A 22,537-nucleotide genomic window follows, 5' to 3' on the forward strand; every position below is an offset into this window, starting at 1 on the left:
GTGTGCAGATCCCATCAGCCGCGAAAATTACTGTGGATAAGCAGCGCAAGTGCCTGAAAAAGCTGGCTTCCGGTGTAAATAAACGACTTTGATCATTTACTGACCAATGTATTGCAGCCCAATGATTTCGGGGCCTTCAGCGGTTACCAAACAGTTTATCCACAGAGCCGCCAACAGTGATTGTGGGAAACGTGGCCGCCCCCATCCGACGGCAGCCCGCTTTCAACCTTCATGTCACTGATCATTTATTGAGCATTCCGACACAGCCTTTGGAATACAAGGCCTGTAGCGAAGCGCAAACACTTTATCCACACAGTCGCGAACAGATTCCGTGGGCAAAAAGTGGAGTACCTATCATTTTTGCCAGTTTCGCCCGATTGCCCCGTGTGATTCAGTGTGGGCTACTACTTGGCCATTATTCGGGAGTGACTTATGCACAGCCGCCTCGCAGGGACTGTGAAGTGGTTTGATAATCGCCATGGGATGGGAGTAATCAAGGCCGAGGGGCGGGCTTGGAACTATCTGGTATTGCGCTGTGCCACGCAGAATGGGGAACTTTTGACCGGGCAGCGGGTGTGGTTCGAGCCGATCACCAAAGGATTGGCAAACTGGGCGTTCAACGTGGTCAGGCAATAGCGCTTTTTTGTGGAAGCGGACTTGCGTCGCGATAAGCCCGCGCAGTGATCGCGTTATCGGGCGTATCGGCGGAAGTGTCAGATTTTTTGTGTGCGGGCCGGTAACGGCCTGCCGTCAGGCAGGCCCTGATCTTCACCAGGTTGGCCTGATGAACCGATCTCCGTACAGAATCGCAAATTGATTCATCGCGCTTTTCCAATCATGGGCCGGTTTTCCCCAATTGGCTGTTATGTTGCGCAATCCCAGCCAAATCAGTTTGGTCGCTGCGTCATCATTCGGGAAATGCCCTCGGGTCTTGATGACCTTGCGTAGCTGGGCGTTGATGCTCTCGATCGCGTTGGTGGTATAGATCACCTTCCGGATGGCGGGCGGAAAGACAAAGAATGGAATCACGCGATCCCAGGCGCGTCTCCAGGCAGCCACCACCGTTGGATATTTCTCACCCCACGGCCCGCTCTCAAACTCATCGAGTGCTTGCTCAGCCGCTTCGGCATTGATGGCTTGGTAAATCGGTTTCAGTTCCTTGGCCAGTGCGCGCCGTTTGTCCCAGGCCGCGTAGTCCAGGCTGTTGCGGATCAGATGCACGATGCACGTCTGCAATGTCGTCTCTGGAAACACGGCGCTGAGGGCTTCTGGCATGCCTTTAAGGCCATCGGTCACGGCAATCAGCACGTCCTCGACGCCACGTGTCTTGAGATCGTTGAACACCTTCATCCAGAACTTCGCACCCTCAGTGTTCTCGATCCAGATGCCCAGGATGTCGCGCGTCCCGTCGGGTAGAACGCCCAAAGCCAAGTAAATGGCCTTGTTGCGCACCAGGCCTTCTTCGCGAATCTTCACCCGCAGCGCATCAAAGAAAATGACCGGGTACATCGGCTCCAATGGCCGCTGTTGCCACGCGCCAATTTCGTCCATGACCTCGTCTGTCACAGAGCTGATGAAGTCGGGTGAAACGTCGGTTCCATACTGCTCGGACAGGAAGGCCCGGATCTCTCTGACTGTCATTCCACGGGCGTACATGGCGATGATCTTGTCGTCGAAGCCAGTGTAACGGCGCTCATGTTTGGGGATCAGGATGGGCGAGAAGCTGCCGTCACGGTCGCGAGGGATATCCAAGCGCAGAGGCCCATCGCCGGTTAGCACTGTCTTGCCGCTTTTGCCGTTGCGCTGGTTGGTTTCATCCTCCGGGCGCTGCGCGCCCGGCGGATAACCCAGGTGGTGGCCAAGCTCGGCATGCAGAGCGCGTTCGATCAAGGCCTTCTTGAACGCCGCAGAGGCATCCTCGATAGCTTCTGCGGTCATCAGGCCCTCACCGAACTGCTCCAGCAGCTCCTTGGGGATTTTGGGCAGGTCACGCAGGGGTTTCTTTTTGGTTGGCATACATGCACCTCTTACTCATGTTATGCCCGAACACAAAATTTCTGACACCCTCGTATCGGCAAAAGTCCCAGGGCTGCAGTGCAGCCCTCTCGCGACCCAAAGCCACTTCCACAAAGAGCACAAGGTTCAGCGCAGTACGCCCTCTTCCACCAGCAGCTTCAGGATGGCTTCGGCGCCTTCCTGTGGAGAAACATCCTTCAGCACCTTGCCACCACCGCCACTGGCCTTGGCCGTGGCCGCCTTCATCCGGTCCGCACCGCTTTTGGCCTTGATCACCTTGAGCCGCTTGGGCCGTGGCCGTGCCGGCTGCAGCTCGGCATCCGCCAGCAGTTCATCCTCGACGATCGCCACATTGCGCGCCGCCAGCACACCCCGGCGAGCCGGGCCAAATGCGCTCTGGCGCGGCTTTGGCGCGGCGTTATCCACAGTCGCCAGCAGCGGCAGGCGTACCTTCAGCCGGCGCCGCTGACCACGTGGCAGCGCTTGCAGTACCTGGGCAGTACCGTTGTCGATCGACTCCACTTCGGCCAGCCCCACCACCAACGGCCAGCCGAGCTTCTCGGCCAGCAGGAATGGCAGCATGCCCGACCCTTCACCGGTTTCAGCCTGGCTGCCAGTCAGCACCAACTGGGCGCCAGCATCGCGCAGGTAATCACCCAGCACACCCAGTACATCGGCCCCAGCTGGCTGCTCAAGTACATCCAGATGGTCCAGGCCCATGCCCAGGTAGGCGCGCAAGGCTTCTTCCCGAGGGTCGCCGGCATGCACCACCTGCAAGTTATCCCCAGCCAGCTGCAAACCCAACTCCACCGCGCGGGCATCCTGCTCGGCGCGGCGGGCGCGGCCAGAGCTGGGGTGGGCACCGATGGAAACCAGGCTGATCACTTTCGTACTCATGCTCGTGCCCTTATGCCGCGTCGCGCTGGCCGCCGCTGCGGAAGTTGTCCACAGCCTCGATCAGTGCCTTCAGAATCGCCGAACTGTCGCCAATCACCGACAGGTCGGCCCGTTTGATCATGTCGCAGCCCGGGTCCATGTTGATCGCCACCACCTTGTCGCAGGCGCCGATGCCCTGCAGGTGCTGGATCGCGCCGGAGATACCGACAGCCACGTAGACCCGTGCCGTGACCCAGGTACCGGTAGCACCGACCTGGCGGTTGCGCGGCATGAAGCCGTCGTCCACCGCCACCCGCGAGGCGCCTTCGGTGGCGCCGAGGGCAGCAGTAGCCTGGTGATAAAGGTCCCAGTCCTTGACGCCGTTACCGCCAGAGACGATGAACTCGGCTTCGGCCATGGCGATGGTTGCCGGGTCGACGGCCACCGAACCGAGGTCCTCGATGCGCGACAAGCTGCGCACCACGCTTGTGGACAACTCCACCGGCAGCGCTTCGTGACGGGTTTCGCTGACCGGCTCGGCACACTCCGCCGCACCCAGGATCAGGCGTGGCACGGCGCGTTGCAGGTCTTGCTGGCCGGCACCGGCGCGGCCGATGCACTGGCCGTCCTTGACCTGCCAGACCCGTGTCGCCGGGCGTTCGCCGAGGGACGCACCGAGGCGACGGCCCAGTTCGCCGCCACCGGTTCGGCTGTCTGGCAGCAGCCAGTGGCGTGGGGTGAACTGGTTATCCACAGCGCGCAGGCCCTGCACCAGTTGCTCCGGTGCATAACCTTCGAATTCCTCGCCTTCGAGGATCAGCAAGCGATCGACACCGGCAGTGGAAAAGTTGCTTTCCTTGTGTTCGCCGAACACCACCGCCAGCACTGCACCGTCGCTGCCGGCCAGGCCGTGGGCCAGGCCCAGCAGGTCGCGGTCGTGGCTGCTCAGGCGGCCGCCGACCATGTCCGGTACCACAGCGATGTAGAACGCCGGTGCTGGCACCTGGTGCAGCGGCAGCTGCACTTCGGCCGCCGCCGTACGCCGCCCGCCGACACCGGTGCCCTGCTGGGCGCCGCTGCGGTCGATGCGCTTGAGTCCGGCCGGGCCGATGAAGCCTGCGGCGATGGCATGGGGGTTCTTGCGGACCAGGCCGTTGGGCCCCATCCAGCGGGTCTGTTGCGTCTGCATCGCCGCGTGCAGCGGATGCAGACGGTTACGGGCGATCCACTCGGCGCGTGGATCGCGGCGGATAATATCGCTCATCAATGGACCTCCGCAGGTTCGCGTTTAACCGTTGGCGACTTTGGGGCCGCGGGAGTTTCCTCTTCGATCAGCACATCAGCCACCAGCTCGGCGAGGTCCTTGATCTGTGGGCGCGGTTCGACCACGCCTTCGAGCATCGCGGTGCACTGCGGGCAACCCACGGCCACCAGCTCGGCCTTGGTTTCGCGGATATCGTCCATGCGCATGTCCGGGATCCGCTGCTTGCCGGGGATGTCGGTGATCGGCGCACCGCCACCACCACCGCAGCAACGGGAGCGGAAGCCCGAGCGCTCCATTTCGCGCACTTCGATACCCAGCGCCTTGAGCACCGCACGCGGGGCTTCGTACTCACCGTTGTAGCGGCCCAGGTAGCACGGGTCGTGGTAGGTGACGCTGCCGCCCTTGTGCTGGCCAAGATTGAGCTTTTTCGCTTCGATCAGTTCGGCAATGTAGGTGCTGTGGTGCAGCACTTCATAGTCGCCGCCCAGCGCTCCGTACTCGTTCTTCAGTACATGGAAGCTGTGCGGGTCGCAGGTGACGATGCGCTGGAACTTGTACTTGGCCAGGGTCTGGATGTTGCGCTTGGCCAGTTGCTGGAAGGTCGCTTCATCGCCCAGGCGGCGCGCCACGTCACCGCTGTCACGCTCTTCGAGGCCGAGCACGGCGAAGTCCACGCCGGAGGCCTTGAGCACTTTGACGAACGAACGCAGGGTGCGCTGGTTGCGCATGTCGAAGGCACCGTCACCGACCCAGAACAGCACTTCGGTGGTTTTCACCTCCGACAGCAGTTTGAGGCTGAGGTCGGCCGCCCAGTTCATCCGCCCGCCCGGGGCGAAGCCGCCCGGGTTGTCGGTGGCGATCAGGTTTTCCAGTACTTCGGCGCCCTTGTTCGGGGTCGCACCCTTCTCCAGCGTGAGGTGGCGGCGCATGTCGACGATGGCATCGACATGCTCGATCATCATCGGGCACTCCTCGACGCAGGCACGGCAGGTGGTGCATGACCACAGCGTCTCGGCATCGACCAGGCCGTTGACGATCGGCTGGTGCGGGTTGCCGCCGTGTTCACCGATCGGTTTGCCCGGGTACGGGCTGCCAGCGAATTGTGCATCGGTGCCACCGGCCAGGCCGATGACCATGTCCTGGATGAGTTTTTTCGGGTTCAGCGGCTGGCCCGCGGCGAATGCCGGGCACATGGCTTCACATTTACCGCACTGCACGCAGGCGTCAAAGCCGAGCAGCTGGTTCCAGGTGAAGTCCACCGGTTTTTCCACGCCCAATGGCGCGTTACGGTCTTCCAGGTCCAGCGGCTTGAGGCCGGTGGAGCGGCCGCCGCCAAAGCGTTCGGCGCGGCGGTGCCAGGCCAGGTGCAGGGCGCCGGCGAAGGCGTGTTTCATCGGGCCGCCCCAGGTCATGCCGAAGAACAGCTCCGACACGCCCCACAGCACACCCAGGCCGAGAATGCCGACCATCACCCAGCCGCCCGTGTTGGCCGGCAGGATGCCAGCGACCGGCAAAGTGGCGATGAAGAAACTGGCGGCGAACACCAGCAGGCTCTTCGGCAGGCGCATCCAAGGGCCCTTGGACAGGCGCGAAGGCGGGTTCAGGCGGCGTTTGAAGACAAAGATGGCCCCGGTGAACATGATCACCGTGGCGACCAGCAGTGCGTAGCCGAGAATCTTGCTCTGCAAGCCGAAACCGTGCACCAGGATCGCCAGCGCGGCCGACAGCACGAAGCCGCCAGCGGTGGCCACGTGGGTCTTGGACATGTACTTGTCGCGCTCGACCACGTGGTGCAGGTCGACCAGGTAGCGCCGCGGCATGGCCAGCAGGCCGCCGATCAGGTTGACCTTGGACGGCCGGCCACGCCGCCACATGCGCACCCGGCGCAGGGCGCCGAGCACTGCCAGGCCAAGGGCAGCGAACAGCAGGATGGGTAGAAGGGTGTTCAACATGGGAGGCTCCCACAACAGCGGTTGCTAGGGGTTCAGGCCCCTGGAATCCTGCACCGGCCCTGTGGGAGCGGGCTCGCCCGCGAATGCGTCAGGTCAGACAACCAAGTTGTTCGTGCTGAAGCTTTCGCGGGCAAGCCCGCTCCCACAGGGGCCGGTGTGTGCCGACAGACCGATCAGAAGTCCTTGCACAGGCGCAAGGCGTCGTAGATCGCCGCATGCACGTTGCGCTGGGCCACGCAGTCACCGATGCGGTACAGCAGGTAGCCCTCGCCCGGCTGGCTGAGGATCGGCTGTGGCTTGATGGCGAACAGCGCCTCCACATCGATCTGGCCCTTGTTGCGCGAACCTTCCTTCAGCGCGTAGTACAGCTGCTCGTCAGGACGCACGCCGTTTTCCACCACCACCTGGTCGACCACGCGTTCTTCCTTGGCGCCGGTGTACTCGTTCTCGAGCACCGCCACCAGCTTGTCGCCCTCGCGGTAGACCTTTTCCAGCATCATGTCGCCGGTCATGATCACTTCTTTCGGGTACATGCTGCGGTAGTAGGTCGGGAAGGTGGTACCGCCCATGGCCACGCCCGGCTTGATGTCGTCAGTGACGATCTCGACCTGGCTGCCCTTGTCGGCGATGAAGTCGGCCACCGACATGCCGGTGAATTCGCAGATGGTGTCGTACACCAGCACGTTCTTGCCCGGCGCGACCTTGCCGTCGAGCACATCCCAGCTGCTGACCACCAGCCCTTCGGCGGCGCCCCAGTGCTCGTTCTGCTCCAGGAACGAATGCCCACCCACGGCCAGCACGATGATGTCCGGGCGCAGGTCCTGGATGGTCGCCACGTCAGCGGCGGTGCCCAGGCGCAGGTCGATCTTCAGGCGGGCGAACTCCAGCTGGTACCAGCGGGTGATACCGGCGATCTGGTCGCGCTGCGGCGCCTTGGCGGCGATGGTGATCTGCCCGCCGATCTGCTCCTTCTTCTCGAACACGGTCACGTCGTGGCCGCGCTCGGCCGCCACGCGGGCTGCTTCCATGCCGGCAGGGCCGGCACCGACGATGACGACCTTGCGCTTGGGCCCGGTGGTCTTCTCGATGATGTGCGGCACCCCCATGTATTCACGGGAGGTCGCAGCGTTCTGGATGCACAGCACATCCAGGCCCTGGTACTGGCGGTCGATGCAGTAGTTGGCGCCAACGCACTGCTTGATCTGGTCGACCTGGCCCATCTTGATCTTGGCGATCAGGTGCGGGTCGGCGATGTGCGCGCGGGTCATGCCGACCATGTCCACGTAACCGCCTTCCAGAATGCGCGTAGCCTGGTTCGGGTCCTTGATGTTCTGCGCGTGCAGCACCGGAACCTTGACCACTTCCTTGATGCCGGCCGCCAGGTGCAGGAACGGCTCCGGCGGGTAGCTCATGTTGGGGATGACGTTGGCCAGGGTGTTGTGGGTGTCGCAACCCGAGCCGACCACGCCGATGAAGTCGATCATGCCGGTGGCGTCGTAGTAGGCGGCGATCTGCTTCATGTCCTCGTGGCTGAGGCCATCGGGGTGGAATTCGTCACCGCAGATGCGCATGCCCACGCAGAAGTCGTCGCCAACTTCGGCACGCACAGCCTTGAGCACTTCCAGGCCGAACTTCATGCGGCCCTCGAAGGTGCCGCCCCATTCGTCGGTGCGCTTGTTGACCCGCGGGCTCCAGAACTGGTCGATCATGTGCTGGTGCACAGCCGACAATTCCACGCCGTCCAGGCCGCCCTCTTTGGCACGACGCGCAGCCTGTGCGTAGTTGCCGATCACGCGCCAGATCTCTTCGACCTCGATGGTCTTGCAGGTAGCGCGGTGCACCGGTTCACGGATACCCGACGGCGACATCAGGGTCGGCCAGTTGAAGCCGTCCCAGCGCGAGCGACGGCCCATGTGGGTAATCTGGATCATGATCTTGGCGCCATGCTTGTGCATGGCGTCAGCCAGGTTCTGGAAGTGCGGGATGATGCGGTCGGTCGACAGGTTGACCGACGACCACCATTCCTGCGGGCTGTCGATGGCGACGACAGAGGAGCCGCCGCAGATCGCCAGGCCGATGCCGCCCTTGGCCTTCTCTTCGTAGTACTTCACGTAGCGGTCGGTGGTCATGCCGCCGTCAGTGGCGTAGACCTCGGCGTGCGCGGTGCTGAGCACGCGGTTGCGGATGGTCAGTTTGCCGATCTGGATCGGCTGGAACATTGCTTCGAATGCCATGACGCTATCTCCGGCTTACAACGGCTTTGTGACGAACAGGCCATCTTCGTGGCCTTCTTCCGACCCGCCGTAGACCTGTTCGGCCACGGTGCGGATCTTGCTGCCACGGGCAGCGAGAATCTGGTCCATGGCGCCGGCGAACCAGCCGGTGAACATGTAGTCGACCTTGCGGCCGCACTTGCCATAGACGTACACGAACGCGGAGTGCTTGAGCTTGACGCTGCAGGTGCCTTTATCCAGGTCGATGTCCTGGATCTCGAACAGGCCCCAGCCGCGCTGGCTCAGGCGCTTCATGTAGTGCTCGAACACCGCCACGCCTTCCAGGCCATGGCATTCGGCTTCCTTCTCGCACCAGTGCCAGGCGGACTTGTAGCCGGCCTTGTAGAGGATCTCGGCATAGGCGTCGGCGCCCAGCACTTCCTCGATGCCGATGTGGTTGTTGACGAAGAAATGGCGCGGCACATACAGCATCGGCAGGGCGTCGCTGGTCCAGACACCGGTCTCGCTGTCGACTTCGATTGGCAATTGCGGGGCGATCTTGGCCATGGAAACTCAACTCCATAAAATTTTTATGTGGGTGCCCCGGCGTTGCTGGCAGGGGCTATCAGGCTTGGAGAGCGGCTTACTCGCCCCAGACGTCCTTGAGGACGTTGACCCAGTTCTCGCCCATGATCTTGCGCACCACGCGCTCGGAATGGCCGCGCTTGAGCAAGGTCTCGGTGAGGTTGGGGAATTCGCCGACAGTGCGAATGCCCAGCGGGTTGATGATCTTGCCGAAGTTGGTCAGGCGGCGGGCGTAGCCCTTGTCGTGGGTCAGGTATTCGAAGAAGTCCTGGCCGTGGCCCTGGGTGAAGTCGGTACCGATACCGATGGCGTCTTCACCGACGATGTTCATGGTGTACTCGATGGCTTCGGCGTAGTCGTCGATGGTCGAGTCGATGCCCTTGGCCAGGAACGGCGCGAACATGGTCACGCCGACGAAGCCGCCGTGGTCGGCGATGAACTTCAGCTCTTCGTCCGACTTGTTGCGCGGGTGTTCCTTCAGGCCCGAAGGCAGGCAGTGGGAGTAGCAGACCGGCTTCTTCGATTCGAGGATGACTTCCTCGGAGGTCTTGGAGCCGACGTGGGACAGGTCGCACATGATGCCGACACGGTTCATTTCGGCGACGATCTCGCGGCCGAAGCCCGACAGGCCGCCATCACGCTCGTAGCAACCGGTGCCGACCAGGTTCTGGGTGTTGTAGCACATCTGCACGATGCCCACGCCCAGTTGCTTGAACACGTCGACGTAGGCGATCTGGTCTTCAAACGCGTGGGCGTTCTGGAAGCCGAAGAGGATGCCGGTCTTGCCCAGTTCCTTGGCCTTGCGGATGTCGGCGGTGGTGCGCACCGGCATCACCAGGTCGCTGTTTTCGCGGATCAGCTTCTGGCTGGCGGCGATGTTGTCGACAGTGGCCTTGAAGCCTTCCCAGACCGACACCGTGCAGTTGGCCGCAGTCAGCCCGCCTTTGCGCATGTCCTCGAACAGCTCGCGGTTCCATTTGGCAATGATCAGGCCGTCGATGACGATGCTGTCGGCGTGAAGTTCGGCTGGGCTCATCAGGCTGTCCCCTTTGTTGATATGGGCCGCGCCGAATCTTCTGCCGGCGCTTTGGGGCCAGCATATGCCTGTGCCCTGCGACGCCCCGATGCAAAAACGACAGGGGGTTTGCCGAAAGCGTCAATGCGCGACATCGCGCCCTCTGGCGCGCTGCCTGGCGATGAGAGACAGTCTCGATAACGACATTTGCCGCCGTTTCATGAACATTTCGTCAGAGAGCTATCGTCTTGTCTGCGGCTGAGCGAGAATCCAGCCGATTGGTCAGCCTTGTTGAGGAGAAAACGGATGAAATCAATGGCATGGCTGGTACTGCTGGCGGTCGTCTCGGGCGCCCACGCCGGGGAGGAAGAAAGCACCCCGTGCGACAACGTCGAAAGCGACCAGCAGACCTTCGCTTGCGCGGCGTTCAACAAGCAGACCGCCGAGCGCGAATTGAAATCGGCGTATGACGACCTGATCCAGCGCATTCGCGACCAGTATGCCGACGAAGGCGACAAAGCTACTGCCTTGGTCGGGCGCATGGACGCCGCCGAGAAACTGTGGACGCAGCTGCGTGATGCCGACTGCAAGGTCGAGACCTATGCCGAAAAGCCAGGCAGCAAAGCGTTCCAGGCAGCCTGGGATACCTGCGTGGCGCAGCGCAGTGATGACCGCTCGGAGTACCTGCAGTCCATCGGCCAGCAATAATCCTGCACCGCCCTCTTCGCGGGTAAACCCGCTCCCACAGGTACACCACAGCGCTTCAGATCTGTGCAGTCCCTGTGGGAGCGGGTTTACCCGCGAAGAGGCCAGTACGGGAGGAAATCACATTGCCCTGGCTAGACGATCCTCCCGCGGGCACCGTTCGAACCGCGCCCGGTAGCAGCGGGTGAAGTACGAAGCCGAGTCGAACCCGCACGCCACCGCCACCTCCAGCACGCTCATGTCGGTCTGGCGCAACAACTGCCGCGCCTTGTCCAGCCGCAACCGCAGATAGAAGCCACTAGGCGTGTCGTCCAGATGCAAGCGAAACAGCCGCTCCAGTTGCCGCCGGGTCACCTGCACCGCATCGGCCAGCACCTGGGTATTGAGCGGCTGTTCAATGTTGCGTTCCATCTCGCCGATCACCTTCACCAGCTTCTTGTTACTGATCCCGTAACGGCTGGCAATCTGCATGCGCTGGTGGTCCTGGCGCGGTCGAATACGCCCCAGCACGAACTGCTCGGATACCTGTACTGCCAGCTCAATGCCATGGGCCTGGCCGATCAGGTCGAGCATCAGGTCGATCGACGCGGTGCCGCCGGCACAGGTGATACGGCGCCGGTCGATCTCGAACAACTCCTGGGTGACCTGCAAGCGTGGATAGCGCTCCTTGAATGCATCCAGCGCTTCCCAGTGCAAGGTTGCGCGGTAGCCGTCGAGCAAGCCGGCTTCAGCCAGCACCACCGGGCCGGTGTCGATGCCGCCAAGGATCACCCCTTCGTGGTCAAGCCTGCGCAACGCCTGCTGCAGCCGTGGGCCGTAACAGGCCAGCGGCTCGAAGCCGGCGACGATCAACAGCACCCCGCCTGCTTCGCCCTCCCCCAGTGCGCCATCGGCATTCACCGACATGCCGTTGCTGGCCTGCACCGCACCGCCATCCAGGCTCAGCACGCGCCAGCGATACGACGGCCCCTTGAAACGGTTGGCCACGCGCAGCGGTTCGAGGGCACTGATGAAGCCCATCGCCGAGAAGCCCGGCAACAGCAGGAAATGAATCAGTTGCGGCATTGCATGCTCCACGGCTGAAGGTGGTCGCCTCCGTGCAAATCTTGGTCGCCAGGGTGCGATTTCCTACCCCGGGTGCAGCGTAGCGTGTTCACACGGCCCAGAGAGGCCGAAACCTATAAAAAATGCCCTGCCGATGGAGAGCCACCATGCACAGCTTGATCCGCCGCAGTCTGTTGACCCTTGCCCTGAGCAGCATCGCTTCCACCCCGCTTTTCGCCGCCGAGCCAGCAGCCTGCAAAAACGTACGCCTGGGCGTGGTCAACTGGACCGACGTCATCGCCACCAGCGCCATGGCCCAGGTGCTGCTCGACGGCCTGGGTTACCAGACCAAGCAGACCAGCGCCTCGCAGCAGATCATCTTTGCCGGTATCCGCGACAAGCGCCTGGACATGTTCCTGGGTTACTGGAACCCGATCATGACCCAGACCATTACCCCGTTCGTCGACGCCAACCAGGTCAAGGTCCTCGAAAAACCCAGCCTGGAAGACGCCCGCGCCACGCTCGCCGTGCCGAAGTACCTGTATGACAAGGGCCTGAAGACCTTTGCCGACATCCACAAGTTCGAGAAAGAGCTGGGCGGCAAGATCTACGGCATCGAGCCCGGCTCCGGTGCCAACACCCAGATCAAGGCGATGATCAGCAAGAACCAGTTCGACCTGGGCAAGTTCCAGCTGGTCGAGTCCAGCGAAGCCGGCATGCTCGCCGCTGTCGACCGCGCAGTACGGCGCAAGGAAGCGGTGGTGTTCTTCGGCTGGGCGCCGCACCCGATGAACGTGAACATCGACATGGCCTACCTGGGCGACAGCCAGGATGCCCTGGGCCCGGACGAAGGCCGCGCCACGGTATGGACGGTGACCGCCCCGGACTACGCCGAACGCTGCCCCAATGCCCACCGCCTGCTGGCCAACCTGAACTTCAGTGCCGAGGACGAGAGCCGCATGATGCAGCCGCTGCTCGACCACAAGGACGCGCTGGAATCGGCCCGCCAGTGGCTCAAGGATCACCCCCAGGACAAGGCCCGCTGGCTTGAGGGTGTGACCACCTTCGATGGCAAGCCTGCGGCGGACAACCTCAAGCTCACCGCCAACTGACAAGGCCTCATCGCCGGCAAGCCAGCTCCCACAGCAATAGCGCTCACCAGGGTTCGCCGAGAACCCTGTGGGAGCGGGCTTGCCCGCGAAATGGCCACCACAGACCACACAAGGAACCGCCATGAACCACGACGTCATCATCACCTGCGCCCTCACCGGCGCTGGCGACACGGTCGCCAAGAGCCACCTGGTCCCGGTCACCCCGAAACAGATCGCCAAATCCGCCGTGGAAGCCGCCAAGGCCGGCGCCACCGTGGTCCACTGCCATGTCCGCGACCCGCAGACCGGCCGTTTCAGCCGCGACGTGGCGCTGTACCGCGAAGTCATGGAGCGCATCCGCGAGGCCGACGTCGACATCATCGTCAACCTCACCGCCGGCATGGGTGGCGACCTGGAAATCGGCCCGGGTGAATCGCCGATGGAATTCGGCCCCGGTACCGACCTGATCGGCCCGCTGGAGCGCCTGGCCCATGTCGAAGCCCTGCTGCCGGAAATCTGCACCCTCGACTGCGGCACCCTCAACTTCGGCGACGGCAACGCCATCTACGTCTCCACCCCTGCGCAACTGCGCGCCGGTGCCAAGCGCATCACCGAACTGGGGGTGAAGGCCGAGCTGGAAATTTTCGACACCGGCCACCTGTGGTTTGCCAAGCAGATGATCAAGGAAGGCCTGCTCGAAGACCCGCTGTTCCAGCTGTGCCTGGGCATCCCGTGGGGCGCACCGGCCGACACCACCACCATGAAGGCCATGGTCGACAACCTGCCGGCCAACGTCACCTGGGCCGGCTTCGGCATCGGCCGCATGCAGATGCCGATGGCCGCGCAGGCCGTGCTGCTCGGCGGCAACGTGCGCGTAGGCCTGGAGGACAACTTGTACCTGGACCGTGGTGTGTTGGCCAGCAACGGCCAACTGGTGGAACGCGCCGCCGAGATCATCACCCGCATGGGTGGCCGCGTGCTCAGCCCGGCAGAAGGCCGGGAAAAAATGAACCTCAAGCGCCGCTGATCCCTGACAACGATTGCAGCAGCGCCACAAATCCTGTGGGAGCGGGCTTGCCCCGCGAACACCGGCGCAGCCGGTGCCATGCCATGCACCATCGCGTCGCTTGCTTCGCGGGACAAGCCCGCTCCCACAAAGACTGGCGCTCGTCCCAATAATTCTGTTCACCCCGAGGACTCGATATGCCCTTCATCACCGAGATCAAGACCTTCGCCGCCCTGGGTAGCGGCGTGATCGGCAGCGGCTGGGTAGCCCGCGCCCTGGCCCATGGCCTGGACGTAGTCGCCTGGGACCCTGCCCCCGGCGCCGAGCAGGCCCTGCGCAAGCGCATCGCCAACGCCTGGCCGGCACTGGAGAAGCAAGGCCTGGCTCCAGGTGCGTCGCAGGACCGGCTTAAATTCGTTGCCACCATCGAGGAATGCGTGCGCGACGCCGATTTCATCCAGGAAAGCGCGCCAGAGCGTCTGGACCTCAAGCTCGACCTGCACGCCAAGATCAGCGCTGCCGCCAAACCAGAAGCGATCATTGGCTCCAGCACTTCAGGCCTGCTGCCCAGCGAGTTCTACGAGTCGTCCACTCACCCAGAGCGCTGCGTGGTTGGCCACCCGTTCAACCCGGTCTACCTGCTGCCGCTGGTCGAGATCGTCGGCGGCAACCGCACCGCACCGCAAGCCATCGAGGCAGCAAAAGCCATCTACACCGCCCTCGGCATGCGCCCGCTGCATGTGCGCAAGGAAGTCCCCGGTTTCATCGCCGACCGCCTGCTTGAAGCGCTGTGGCGCGAAGCCCTGCACCTGGTCAACGACGGCGTGGCGACGACCGGCGAGATCGACGATGCCATCCGTTTTGGCGCCGGCCTGCGCTGGTCGTTCATGGGCACCTTCCTCACTTACACCTTGGCCGGTGGTGATGCTGGCATGCGCCACTTCATGTCGCAGTTCGGCCCGGCGCTGAAACTGCCCTGGACCTACCTGCCGGCACCGGAGCTGACCGACAAGCTGATCGACGATGTGGTGGACGGCACGTCGGATCAGTTGGGCGAGCGCAGCATCGCCGCGCTGGAGCGCTATCGTGATGACACCCTGCTGGCGGTGCTGGAAGCCGTGAAAACCAGCAAGGCCAACCATGGCATGAGTTTCGGCGACTGAGGAGCACACGATGCCCGCACTGATCACCTACCGCACCCCGGTCCAGGAGGACTGGGTCGATTACAACGGGCACCTGCGCGATGCCTTCTATTTGCTGATCTTCAGCTACGCCACCGATGCGCTGATGGAGCGCATCGGCCTGGATGCCGACAGCCGCGGGCAGAGCGGCAACTCGCTGTTCACCCTGGAGGCGCACATCAACTACCTGCATGAGGTGAAGCTGGGTACCGAGGTGTGGGTGCAGACGCAGATCATCGGCTTCGATCGCAAGCGCCTGCATGTCTATCACAGCCTGCACCGGGCCGGGTTCGACGAGGTGCTGGCTGCCAGCGAGCAGATGCTGTTGCATGTGGACCTGGCCGGGCCGAAGTCGGCGCCGTTCGGCGAGCGCAGCGTGACGTTGCTGCAAAGCCTGCAGGATAGCCAGCGCGACCTGCCGGCTGCGGAGTTTGTCGGCCGCGTCCTGCAACTACCTGGCTGACCAGACAAAAAATAACCCCGGAAAGCCGTGAGCATCCGGGGCCAAGAGCGAGCAACATCCACTGTGCATGACGAGGGTGACCAAACCCTCCATTGCGGTAGATGGCTTGAGTGTGCGCAGTTCCTGCCAGGTCGATTTAGCCGGGAACGACCTGTTCTTAGCCAAAGCAGCCATGCCGGCATTCTGTTGTTGCGGGCATGTCGCCGTCGTCACAGAATCGGTCGTAAATCACAGCAGCACTCTCTTAGCGATAAAAGGGACAACAGCCATGATGCATGCGGATTTGATTGACCAGGACGACCTGGCAGGCCACCTGCGCGCACGCGGGTTCGACATTCCCGCCGGGGCCAGTGCCGAGCAGGCCTGCGAAGCGGTGGTACGCGGTTTGACCGAGCCCAATGCGCGGGCGCTGAAGGGGATGGTAGAGCAGATGTATACCGGTAGCGCGACGATCCTGCCGGCGGTGCGCCAGGCCATCGACAAACAACTATTGCCGGCTTTGGCACAGTTTAATAAACGCGCCTGACCGATTTTTCCTGTACTGGCACCTTCGCGGGCGAGCCCGCTCCCACAGGTAGTGCACCGCATTCAAAAGCGGTGCCGTAACCTGTGGGAGCGGGCTTGCCCGCGAAGGGGCCAGCTCTGTTTCAGAGCCTTACACTTGCAAATGTCGACTCGTTGCGCGCCTGGCTCAGGGCCGCCATCGGGCCGCTGTGCGGCGACAGGGTCATGGCCTGCGGGATAGGCATCATCGCCACCTGCTGCGCGGTGTTGGAGCCCACGCGCTCATCACGCGGCGGAATGCCGAAGTACTCGCGGTAGCACTTGGAGAAGTGCGGCGTGGAGACAAAGCCACATACCGAGGCCACTTCGATGATCGACATCGGCGTCTGCTTGAGCAACTGCCGCGCGCGGATCAGCCTCAGCTTCAGGTAATAGCGCGATGGCGAGCAATGCAGGTACTTCTGGAACAGCCGCTCGAGCTGCCGACGCGACACCGACACATACACCGCCAGTTCGTCGAGGTCGATCGGCTCTTCGAGGTTGGCCTCCATCAGCGCGACGATCTCCTGCAGCTTCGGCTGGTTGGTGCCGAGCATGTGCTTGAGCGGTACGCGCTGGTGGTCCTGTTCGTTGCGGATGCGCTCGTAGACGAACATTTCGGAGATCGCCGCCGACAGCTCGCGGCCGTGATCGCGGCTGATCAGGTGCAGCATCATGTCCAGCGGCGCGGTACCGCCAGAGCTGGTGAAACGGTTACGGTCGAGGGTGAACAGGCGGGTGCTCATGTTCACCCGTGGGAAGGCCTCCTGCATCGCCGCCAGGCATTCCCAGTGCACGCTGCAATCGAAGCCGTCGAGCAGGCCTGCGCAGGCCAGCGCCCAGCTGCCGGTGCACACCGCGCCGAGGCGGCGCGACTGACGCGCCTGGGCCTGCAGCCAGGTGACATGTTCACGGGTGACGCTGCGCTGGATACCCACGCCGCCGCAGACAATCACCGTGTCGATCGGCGGCGCGCTGTGCATCGCCGCATCCGGGGTGATCTGCAGGCCATCGCTGGCCCACACCTGGCCGCCATCGGCGGTCAGCGTGTGCCAGCGGTACAGCTCGCGGCCGGACAGCTGGTTCGCCATGCGCAGCGGCTCAACCGCCGATGCCAGGGAAATCAGGGTGAAATTGTCCAATAGAAGAAACCCGATGGACTGGGGTGCTGTGCGGTTCTGGGTTGGGTTCCCGGAGGTGTACGACGTCATCGCGATTTCTCCTCACACAAATGCTGGGTGTGCCTCAGGCGGGCACTGATTTTCTTGTTATGGCCCCAGGTTCATGTGCAGGGGCTTGCTGCCAATCTCAACGCAAGGGTCGTGCCTGAAATTGAACGACCATCCGAAAAAACCTGAAAACGACGCCTTCATTCGGCAAATCAGGTACTTCGATCGAGTTGGCAAGTCTTCGCAAAGCGCCGTGCTAGCGCATTGCGTGTAACGGCTGAGCAATTTGGTGACACGCGCAATCCAGGTTGCCCAGAAACGACACTCTTGAGTGTCACCGACAATGCCCACACTGATAGCGACACCCGACGATCGGCAGCATCAAACACGCACTGTAATAGGGCACGGCAAGCGCCGATGCACTTCGATCAGACTTAAAGGGCCTCTTCGCGGGCAAGCCCGCTCCCACAGGAACCTCACCAAACCTGTGGGAGCGGGCTTGCCCGCGAAGAGGCCCTTGAGGCCAGCCTGAAAACTCAGCACTCGATGGCGCTGACCGCCAGGCCACCGCGCGAGGTCTCTTTGTACTTGTCATGCATGTCGGCGCCGGTATCGCGCATGGTGCGGATCACCTGATCGAGGGAGATGAAGTGCTCGCCATCGCCGCGCAGGGCCATCTGCACGGCATTGATCGCCTTCACTGCAGCAATCGCGTTGCGCTCGATGCACGGCACCTGCACCAGGCCGCCGACCGGGTCGCAGGTCAGCCCGAGGTTGTGTTCCAGGGCGATTTCGGCGGCGTTCTCCACCTGCGCCGGCGTCGCCCCGAGCACTTCGGCAAGGCCCGCAGCGGCCATGGCGCAGGCCGAGCCGACCTCACCCTGGCAGCCGACTTCGGCACCGGAAATCGACGCGTTCTTCTTGCACAGGATGCCCACCGCGGCGGCGCCGAGGAAGAAGTCGACCACGCTGGACTCATCCACCGCATCGCTGAAGCGCATGTAGTAGTGCAGCACCGCCGGGATGATACCGGCCGCGCCGTTGGTGGGCGCGGTAACCATGCGCCCGCCGGCGGCGTTCTCTTCATTGACCGCCAGGGCGAACAGGTTGACCCACTCCATGGCGCTCATGGTCGAGCCGATCACGTTGGGCTTGCCGATCTCCTGCAGGCTGCGGTGCAGCTTGGCGGCGCGGCGGCGCACGTTGAGCCCGCCGGGCAGCGTGCCTTCGTATTTCAGGCCGTTGTTGACGCACTCCTGCATGGCTTCCCAGAGCTTATGCAGGCCGGCGCGGATCTCTTCCTCGCTGCGCCAGACTTTCTCGTTGGCCATCATCAATTGCGACACGCTGAGGTCGTTTTGCTTGCACAGGCGCAGCAGTTCGGCGGCGCTGTTGAAATCGTACGGCAGCACTGTCTGGTCGGCATCCAGCACGCCGCTGGCGGCCTGGGCGGCGTCGACCACGAAACCGCCACCGACCGAGTAGTAGGTGTCGCGGTGCAGCTCGCCCTGGGCGCCCTCGGCGATCAGGGTCATGGCATTGGGGTGGTACGGCAGGTTCTCGTCCAGCAGCAGCATGTCGCGGGCCCAGACGAACTCGATGGGCAGGCGGTTATCCAGCTTCAGGGTATTGGTTTCGCGCAGGTCGGCGATCCGCGGGACGATCTGGGTCGGGTCGATGGCGTCCGGCCATTCGCCCATCAGGCCCATGATGGTGGCGTTGTCGGTGCCATGGCCGATGCCGGTGGCCGACAGCGAACCGTACAACCGCACTTCGATCCTTTGCACCTGTTCCAACTCGCCGCGCTCACGCAGGCCCTGGACGAACAGGGCGCCGGCACGCATGGGGCCGACGGTGTGGGAGCTGGAAGGCCCGACACCGATCTTGAACAGGTCGAACACGCTGATGGCCATTGTCGAATCACCTCTTGCTGGGCTTGTCTCTGCGCGCCATGCGCAGGGCGGGGCAACTGCTAGGCTGAAGCTGCGAGCCGCCACGAATGCACGCATCATCGGGCTTTTGCCTACCCCCTCGCCGTCTGCAACCGACGTACTTTTGTCCAGCAGCGCCGCAGCCTTTTCGGCCACCTTCGCGCCGTTTTCGAACGGCGTGGTGACGCAAAAATGCGGCTACAGGGGAGGAAAAACTCATAAACGACATCGCCCGTACTGGATGCGACCCGTTCCGTACTGGTTACGACCCCACCAGTAGGCGATTGCCCGGCGCTGGAGGATTATCAAAAGCGACTCGTAAAGCACGGCCACGCATCCTGCCCTCTGCAGGCCTGGTCGACCGGACCCTGAGAAAGCCCGGCGACCCAAGCGAACCCGAAGACAAAATCACAGGAGTCCATCCATGAAAGGTTCACCCTCGCTGTTGCTGGTTGCGATGCTGTCCGCACCGTTCCTGGCCCAGGCCGCCGAACCCGAGCAGTGCCAGACGGTACGCTTCTCCGATGTCGGCTGGACCGACATCACGGTCACCACGGCGACCACCAGCGTTGTGCTCGAAGCACTGGGTTACAAGACCCACACCACCATGATCTCGGTACCGGTGACCTACAAGTCGCTGGCCACCGGCAAGGACCTGGACGTGTTTCTCGGCAACTGGATGCCGACCATGGAGAACGACATCAAGCAGTACCGTGACGCCGGCACTGTGGAGACCGTGCGCGCCAACCTGGAAAACGCCAAGTACACCCTGGCCGTGCCCCAGGCGCTGTATGACAAGGGGCTCAAGGACTTCAGCGACATTCCCAAGTTCAAGAAGGAACTGGACGGCAAGATCTATGGCATCGAGCCCGGCAACGATGGCAACCGCACCATCCAGAGCATGATCGACAAGAATGCCTTCGGCCTCAAGGACGCTGGTTTCAAGATCGTGCAGTCGAGCGAGGCCGGCATGCTGTCGCAGGTCGACCGCGCGCAGAAACGCGGCGAGGCGCTGGTGTTCCTGGGCTGGGAACCGCACCCGATGAATACCCGCTTCAAGATGCAGTACCTGACTGGCGGGGACGAATTCTTCGGCCCCGACTTCGGCAAAGCCACCGTGCTGACCAACACCCGCAAGGGCTATGTGCAGGAATGCAGCAACGTCGGCCAGCTCCTGAAGAACCTGTCGTTCGAGCTCAAGGATGAAAGCACCATGATGGGCTATGTCCTGGACGACAAGATGAAGCCCGAGGCGGCCGCCAAGAAGTGGCTCAAGGACAACCCCGGCAAGCTGGACACCTGGCTGGCGGGCGTCACCACCGTGGATGGCAAGCCGGGCCTTGAGGCGGCCAAGGCCAAGCTGGCGCAGTAAGGCAACACGTCATAGCGCTACCTCGGGGCGGGACCGTGCCCGCCCCGGACTGATTTCAATCTTTGCAGGTGGAAGCTCGCTATCATGCTTATCGATCAGAAAATACCCCTGGGTCAGTACATCGCGTCGTTCGTCGAATGGCTGACCCAGAATGGCGCGAACTATTTCGACGCCATTGCCCGAGGCCTGGAGTTCATGATCCATGGCGTCACCAGTACCCTGACCTTCTTCAACCCGTTCGTGCTCATCGCCCTGTTCGCCGCCCTGGCGCATCTCATTCAACGCAAGTGGGCGCTGACCGCATTCGTCGCCCTCTCCTTCCTGCTGATCCTCAACCTGGGGTACTGGCAGGAAACCATGGAGACCCTGGCCCAGGTGACCTTCGCCACCGTGGTCTGCGTGGCCATCGGCGTGCCGCTGGGTATCGTCGCCGCGCACAAGCCGATGTTCTACACCGCCATGCGCCCGGTGCTCGACCTGATGCAGACGGTGCCGACCTTCGTCTACCTGATCCCGACCCTTACCCTGTTCGGCCTGGGCGTGGTGCCGGGGCTGATCTCGACGGTGGTGTTCGCCATCGCCGCGCCAATCCGCCTCACCTATCTGGGCATCTGCGACGTGCCGCAAGAGCTGATGGACGCCGGCAAGGCCTTTGGCTGCTCGCGCCGCCAGCTGCTCACCCGTATCGAACTGCCGCACGCGATGCCAAGCATCGCCGCCGGCGTCACCCAGTGCATCATGCTGTCGCTGTCGATGGTGGTGATTGCCGCCCTGGTGGGCGCCGATGGCCTGGGTAAACCTGTGGTCAACGCACTGAACACCGCCGATATCTCCTTGGGCTTCGAAGCGGGCCTGGCGATCGTGCTGCTGGCGATCATGCTCGACCGTATCTGCAAGCAACCGGAACTGCCGGTAAGGGGTGAGGCATGAGCATCATTCGATTCGAAGACGTCGACGTCATTTTCTCCAACAAGCCGCGCGAAGCGCTGGCGTTGCTGGACAAGGGCCAGACCCGCGAGCAGATCCTCAAGCAGACCGGCCTGGTGGTCGGTGTGGAAAAGGCCAATCTGGATATCAAGAAAGGCGAGATCTGCGTGCTGATGGGCCTGTCCGGCTCGGGCAAGTCGAGCCTGCTGCGCTGCATCAACGGCCTCAACACCGTGAGCCGCGGCAAGCTGTTCGTCGAGCATGAAGGCAAGCACATCGATATCGCCCACTGCACCCCGGCAGAACTGAAGATGATGCGCACCAAGCGCATCGCCATGGTGTTCCAGAAGTTCGCCCTGATGCCGTGGCTGACGGTGCGCGAAAACATCAGCTTCGGCCTGGAAATGCAGGGTCGCCCGGAAAAGGAACGGCGCAAGCTGGTCGATGAGAAGCTCGAACTGGTCGGCCTGACCCAATGGCGTAACAAGAAGCCGGACGAACTCTCCGGCGGCATGCAGCAGCGTGTGGGCCTGGCCCGGGCGCTGGCGATGGATGCCGACATCCTGCTGATGGACGAACCGTTCTCGGCCCTCGACCCGCTGATCCGCCAGGGTCTGCAAGACGAGTTGCTGGGCTTGCAGGCCAAGCTGAGCAAGACCATCGTGTTCGTCAGCCACGACCTCGACGAGGCCCTGAAGCTGGGCAGCCGCATCGCCATCATGAAAGACGGGCGGATCATCCAGTACAGCAAGCCGGAAGAGATCGTGCTGAACCCGGCCGACGAGTACGTGCGTACCTTCGTCGCCCACACCAACCCGTTGAACGTGCTGTGCGGACGCAGCCTGATGCGCAGCCTGGACAACTGCAAGCGGGTCAACGGCTCGGTGTGCCTGGACCCGGGTATCGATTCGTGGCTGGACCTGGGCGAAGGTGGCTCGCTCAAGCGCGCACGCCAGGGGCAGAACGGGCTGGACATGCAGAACTGGGCGCCGGGGCAGGCTGTGGAAGGGCTTGGGCGCAAGCCGACGCTGGTGCATGCCGACATTGGCATGCGCGAGGCGCTGCAGATTCGTTACCAGACGGGCAACAAGCTGGTGCTGCAGGAAAACGACAAGGTGGTGGGGATTCTTGGGGATACCGAGCTCTACCACGCACTGCTCGGCAAGACCCACGGCTGAAATCGT

General features: G+C 62.9%; 20 protein-coding genes. 10 read left to right on the plus strand and 10 right to left on the minus strand.

The window, feature by feature from the left end; translation table 11 throughout:
• Positions 1-432 precede the first annotated feature (432 nt).
• Complete coding sequence (locus OCX61_RS25520) at positions 433-636, plus strand: S1 domain-containing protein (RefSeq protein ID WP_261941873.1); 204 nt, start codon at positions 433-435, stop codon at positions 634-636.
• Between the two features lie 132 nt (positions 637-768).
• On the opposite strand, the gene OCX61_RS25525 is transcribed toward OCX61_RS25520, so the two are convergent.
• The 7 genes from OCX61_RS25525 to OCX61_RS25555 all read right to left on the minus strand — a co-directional run bounded on the left by OCX61_RS25525 (position 769) and on the right by OCX61_RS25555 (position 9,942).
• Complete coding sequence (locus OCX61_RS25525) at positions 769-2,016, minus strand: IS256 family transposase (protein ID WP_261940477.1); 1,248 nt, start codon at positions 2,014-2,016, stop codon at positions 769-771.
• Between the two features lie 126 nt (positions 2,017-2,142).
• Positions 2,143-2,913, minus strand: coding sequence for an electron transfer flavoprotein subunit beta (etfB, locus tag OCX61_RS25530; protein ID WP_085676312.1), 771 nt, complete (start codon positions 2,911-2,913; stop codon positions 2,143-2,145).
• A 10-nt stretch (positions 2,914-2,923) separates the two neighbouring features.
• Positions 2,924-4,156 carry an electron transfer flavoprotein subunit alpha gene (gene etfA, locus OCX61_RS25535; RefSeq protein ID WP_261941874.1) on the minus strand — a complete coding sequence of 411 codons (1,233 nt, stop codon included), beginning with the start codon at positions 4,154-4,156 and terminating at the stop codon, positions 2,924-2,926.
• Positions 4,156-6,108 (minus strand): dimethylglycine demethylation protein DgcB, encoded by a 1,953-nt coding sequence (dgcB, locus tag OCX61_RS25540; protein ID WP_261941875.1) that lies wholly within the window; start codon positions 6,106-6,108, stop codon positions 4,156-4,158. The genes etfA and dgcB overlap by 1 nt, the downstream gene beginning before the upstream one ends.
• A gap of 173 nt (positions 6,109-6,281) precedes the next feature.
• Positions 6,282-8,342: a dimethylglycine demethylation protein DgcA gene (gene dgcA / locus OCX61_RS25545; protein WP_261941876.1), complete on the minus strand. Its 2,061-nt coding sequence runs from the start codon at positions 8,340-8,342 to the stop codon at positions 6,282-6,284.
• Positions 8,343-8,357: 15 nt separating this feature from the next.
• Positions 8,358-8,888 (minus strand): DUF5943 domain-containing protein, encoded by a 531-nt coding sequence (locus tag OCX61_RS25550; protein WP_008091518.1) that lies wholly within the window; start codon positions 8,886-8,888, stop codon positions 8,358-8,360.
• A gap of 76 nt (positions 8,889-8,964) precedes the next feature.
• Positions 8,965-9,942, minus strand: a complete 978-nt coding sequence (locus OCX61_RS25555) for a dipeptidase (protein ID WP_023382781.1) — start codon at positions 9,940-9,942, stop codon at positions 8,965-8,967.
• 285 nt (positions 9,943-10,227) lie between these two features.
• On the opposite strand from OCX61_RS25555, the gene OCX61_RS25560 reads away from it, so the two are divergent.
• Positions 10,228-10,629, plus strand: coding sequence for a lysozyme inhibitor LprI family protein (locus tag OCX61_RS25560; protein WP_261941877.1), 402 nt, complete (start codon positions 10,228-10,230; stop codon positions 10,627-10,629).
• Positions 10,630-10,746: 117 nt separating this feature from the next.
• Here OCX61_RS25560 and OCX61_RS25565 read toward each other — a convergent pair whose 3' ends face one another.
• The gene (locus OCX61_RS25565) at positions 10,747-11,691 is read right to left on the minus strand and encodes a GlxA family transcriptional regulator (RefSeq protein WP_261941878.1); all 945 of its coding nucleotides are present in this window, start codon (positions 11,689-11,691) and stop codon (positions 10,747-10,749) included.
• Positions 11,692-11,837: 146 nt separating this feature from the next.
• Between OCX61_RS25565 and choX the strand changes: the two genes are divergently transcribed.
• From choX to OCX61_RS25590, 5 genes are all read left to right on the plus strand, one after another.
• Entirely contained in the window at positions 11,838-12,782 is a 945-nt protein-coding gene (gene choX, locus OCX61_RS25570; RefSeq protein ID WP_261941879.1) for a choline ABC transporter substrate-binding protein, read from the plus strand.
• A 121-nt stretch (positions 12,783-12,903) separates the two neighbouring features.
• Positions 12,904-13,788, plus strand: a complete 885-nt coding sequence (gene cdhC, locus OCX61_RS25575; protein ID WP_261941880.1) for a 3-dehydrocarnitine:acetyl-CoA trimethylamine transferase CdhC — start codon at positions 12,904-12,906, stop codon at positions 13,786-13,788.
• 176 nt (positions 13,789-13,964) lie between these two features.
• Positions 13,965-14,930, plus strand: a complete 966-nt coding sequence (locus OCX61_RS25580) for an L-carnitine dehydrogenase (protein ID WP_261941881.1) — start codon at positions 13,965-13,967, stop codon at positions 14,928-14,930.
• A gap of 10 nt (positions 14,931-14,940) precedes the next feature.
• Positions 14,941-15,411 carry a thioesterase family protein gene (locus OCX61_RS25585; RefSeq protein WP_261941882.1) on the plus strand — a complete coding sequence of 157 codons (471 nt, stop codon included), beginning with the start codon at positions 14,941-14,943 and terminating at the stop codon, positions 15,409-15,411.
• Positions 15,412-15,679: 268 nt separating this feature from the next.
• Positions 15,680-15,937 (plus strand): hypothetical protein, encoded by a 258-nt coding sequence (locus tag OCX61_RS25590; protein ID WP_003255717.1) that lies wholly within the window; start codon positions 15,680-15,682, stop codon positions 15,935-15,937.
• Between the two features lie 121 nt (positions 15,938-16,058).
• On the opposite strand, the gene gbdR is transcribed toward OCX61_RS25590, so the two are convergent.
• Together gbdR and OCX61_RS25600 are read right to left on the minus strand one after the other, a co-directional pair.
• On the minus strand, positions 16,059-17,165 hold the full coding sequence (gene gbdR, locus OCX61_RS25595) for a choline metabolism transcriptional regulator GbdR (protein ID WP_085676322.1): 1,107 nt from the start codon (positions 17,163-17,165) through the stop codon (positions 16,059-16,061).
• Positions 17,166-17,659: 494 nt separating this feature from the next.
• Entirely contained in the window at positions 17,660-19,036 is a 1,377-nt protein-coding gene (locus tag OCX61_RS25600; RefSeq protein WP_261941883.1) for an L-serine ammonia-lyase, read from the minus strand.
• A 442-nt stretch (positions 19,037-19,478) separates the two neighbouring features.
• Between OCX61_RS25600 and OCX61_RS25605 the strand changes: the two genes are divergently transcribed.
• From OCX61_RS25605 to choV, 3 genes are all read left to right on the plus strand, one after another.
• Entirely contained in the window at positions 19,479-20,426 is a 948-nt protein-coding gene (locus OCX61_RS25605) for a choline ABC transporter substrate-binding protein (RefSeq protein WP_261941884.1), read from the plus strand.
• 81 nt (positions 20,427-20,507) lie between these two features.
• On the plus strand, positions 20,508-21,356 hold the full coding sequence (gene choW, locus OCX61_RS25610) for a choline ABC transporter permease subunit (RefSeq protein WP_177326675.1): 849 nt from the start codon (positions 20,508-20,510) through the stop codon (positions 21,354-21,356).
• Positions 21,353-22,531 carry a choline ABC transporter ATP-binding protein gene (gene choV, locus OCX61_RS25615; protein WP_261941885.1) on the plus strand — a complete coding sequence of 393 codons (1,179 nt, stop codon included), beginning with the start codon at positions 21,353-21,355 and terminating at the stop codon, positions 22,529-22,531. Before choW ends, choV begins: the two co-directional genes overlap by 4 nt.
• Positions 22,532-22,537 lie beyond the last annotated feature (6 nt).

The organism is Pseudomonas sp. LRP2-20, assembly GCF_024349685.1.
Taxonomy (GTDB): domain Bacteria; phylum Pseudomonadota; class Gammaproteobacteria; order Pseudomonadales; family Pseudomonadaceae; genus Aquipseudomonas.

What these genes read in the sequence shown, in the direction of transcription:
- dgcB (WP_261941875.1), bottom strand. Translation starts at nt 6,108, where the DNA reads ATGTTGAACACCCTTCTACCCATCCTGCTGTTCGCTGCCCTTGGCCTG.
- choX (WP_261941879.1), top strand. Translation starts at nt 11,838, where the DNA reads ATGCACAGCTTGATCCGCCGCAGTCTGTTGACCCTTGCCCTGAGCAGC.
- OCX61_RS25605 (WP_261941884.1), top strand. Translation starts at nt 19,479, where the DNA reads ATGAAAGGTTCACCCTCGCTGTTGCTGGTTGCGATGCTGTCCGCACCG.
- choV (WP_261941885.1), top strand. Translation starts at nt 21,353, where the DNA reads ATGAGCATCATTCGATTCGAAGACGTCGACGTCATTTTCTCCAACAAG.
- OCX61_RS25525 (WP_261940477.1), bottom strand. Translation starts at nt 2,016, where the DNA reads ATGCCAACCAAAAAGAAACCCCTGCGTGACCTGCCCAAAATCCCCAAG.
- OCX61_RS25560 (WP_261941877.1), top strand. Translation starts at nt 10,228, where the DNA reads ATGAAATCAATGGCATGGCTGGTACTGCTGGCGGTCGTCTCGGGCGCC.
- dgcA (WP_261941876.1), bottom strand. Translation starts at nt 8,342, where the DNA reads ATGGCATTCGAAGCAATGTTCCAGCCGATCCAGATCGGCAAACTGACC.
- OCX61_RS25600 (WP_261941883.1), bottom strand. Translation starts at nt 19,036, where the DNA reads ATGGCCATCAGCGTGTTCGACCTGTTCAAGATCGGTGTCGGGCCTTCC.
- OCX61_RS25585 (WP_261941882.1), top strand. Translation starts at nt 14,941, where the DNA reads ATGCCCGCACTGATCACCTACCGCACCCCGGTCCAGGAGGACTGGGTC.
- OCX61_RS25565 (WP_261941878.1), bottom strand. Translation starts at nt 11,691, where the DNA reads ATGCCGCAACTGATTCATTTCCTGCTGTTGCCGGGCTTCTCGGCGATG.
- gbdR (WP_085676322.1), bottom strand. Translation starts at nt 17,165, where the DNA reads ATGACGTCGTACACCTCCGGGAACCCAACCCAGAACCGCACAGCACCC.
- OCX61_RS25520 (WP_261941873.1), top strand. Translation starts at nt 433, where the DNA reads ATGCACAGCCGCCTCGCAGGGACTGTGAAGTGGTTTGATAATCGCCAT.
- OCX61_RS25580 (WP_261941881.1), top strand. Translation starts at nt 13,965, where the DNA reads ATGCCCTTCATCACCGAGATCAAGACCTTCGCCGCCCTGGGTAGCGGC.
- etfA (WP_261941874.1), bottom strand. Translation starts at nt 4,156, where the DNA reads ATGAGCGATATTATCCGCCGCGATCCACGCGCCGAGTGGATCGCCCGT.
- OCX61_RS25555 (WP_023382781.1), bottom strand. Translation starts at nt 9,942, where the DNA reads ATGAGCCCAGCCGAACTTCACGCCGACAGCATCGTCATCGACGGCCTG.
- cdhC (WP_261941880.1), top strand. Translation starts at nt 12,904, where the DNA reads ATGAACCACGACGTCATCATCACCTGCGCCCTCACCGGCGCTGGCGAC.
- OCX61_RS25590 (WP_003255717.1), top strand. Translation starts at nt 15,680, where the DNA reads ATGATGCATGCGGATTTGATTGACCAGGACGACCTGGCAGGCCACCTG.
- etfB (WP_085676312.1), bottom strand. Translation starts at nt 2,913, where the DNA reads ATGAGTACGAAAGTGATCAGCCTGGTTTCCATCGGTGCCCACCCCAGC.
- OCX61_RS25550 (WP_008091518.1), bottom strand. Translation starts at nt 8,888, where the DNA reads ATGGCCAAGATCGCCCCGCAATTGCCAATCGAAGTCGACAGCGAGACC.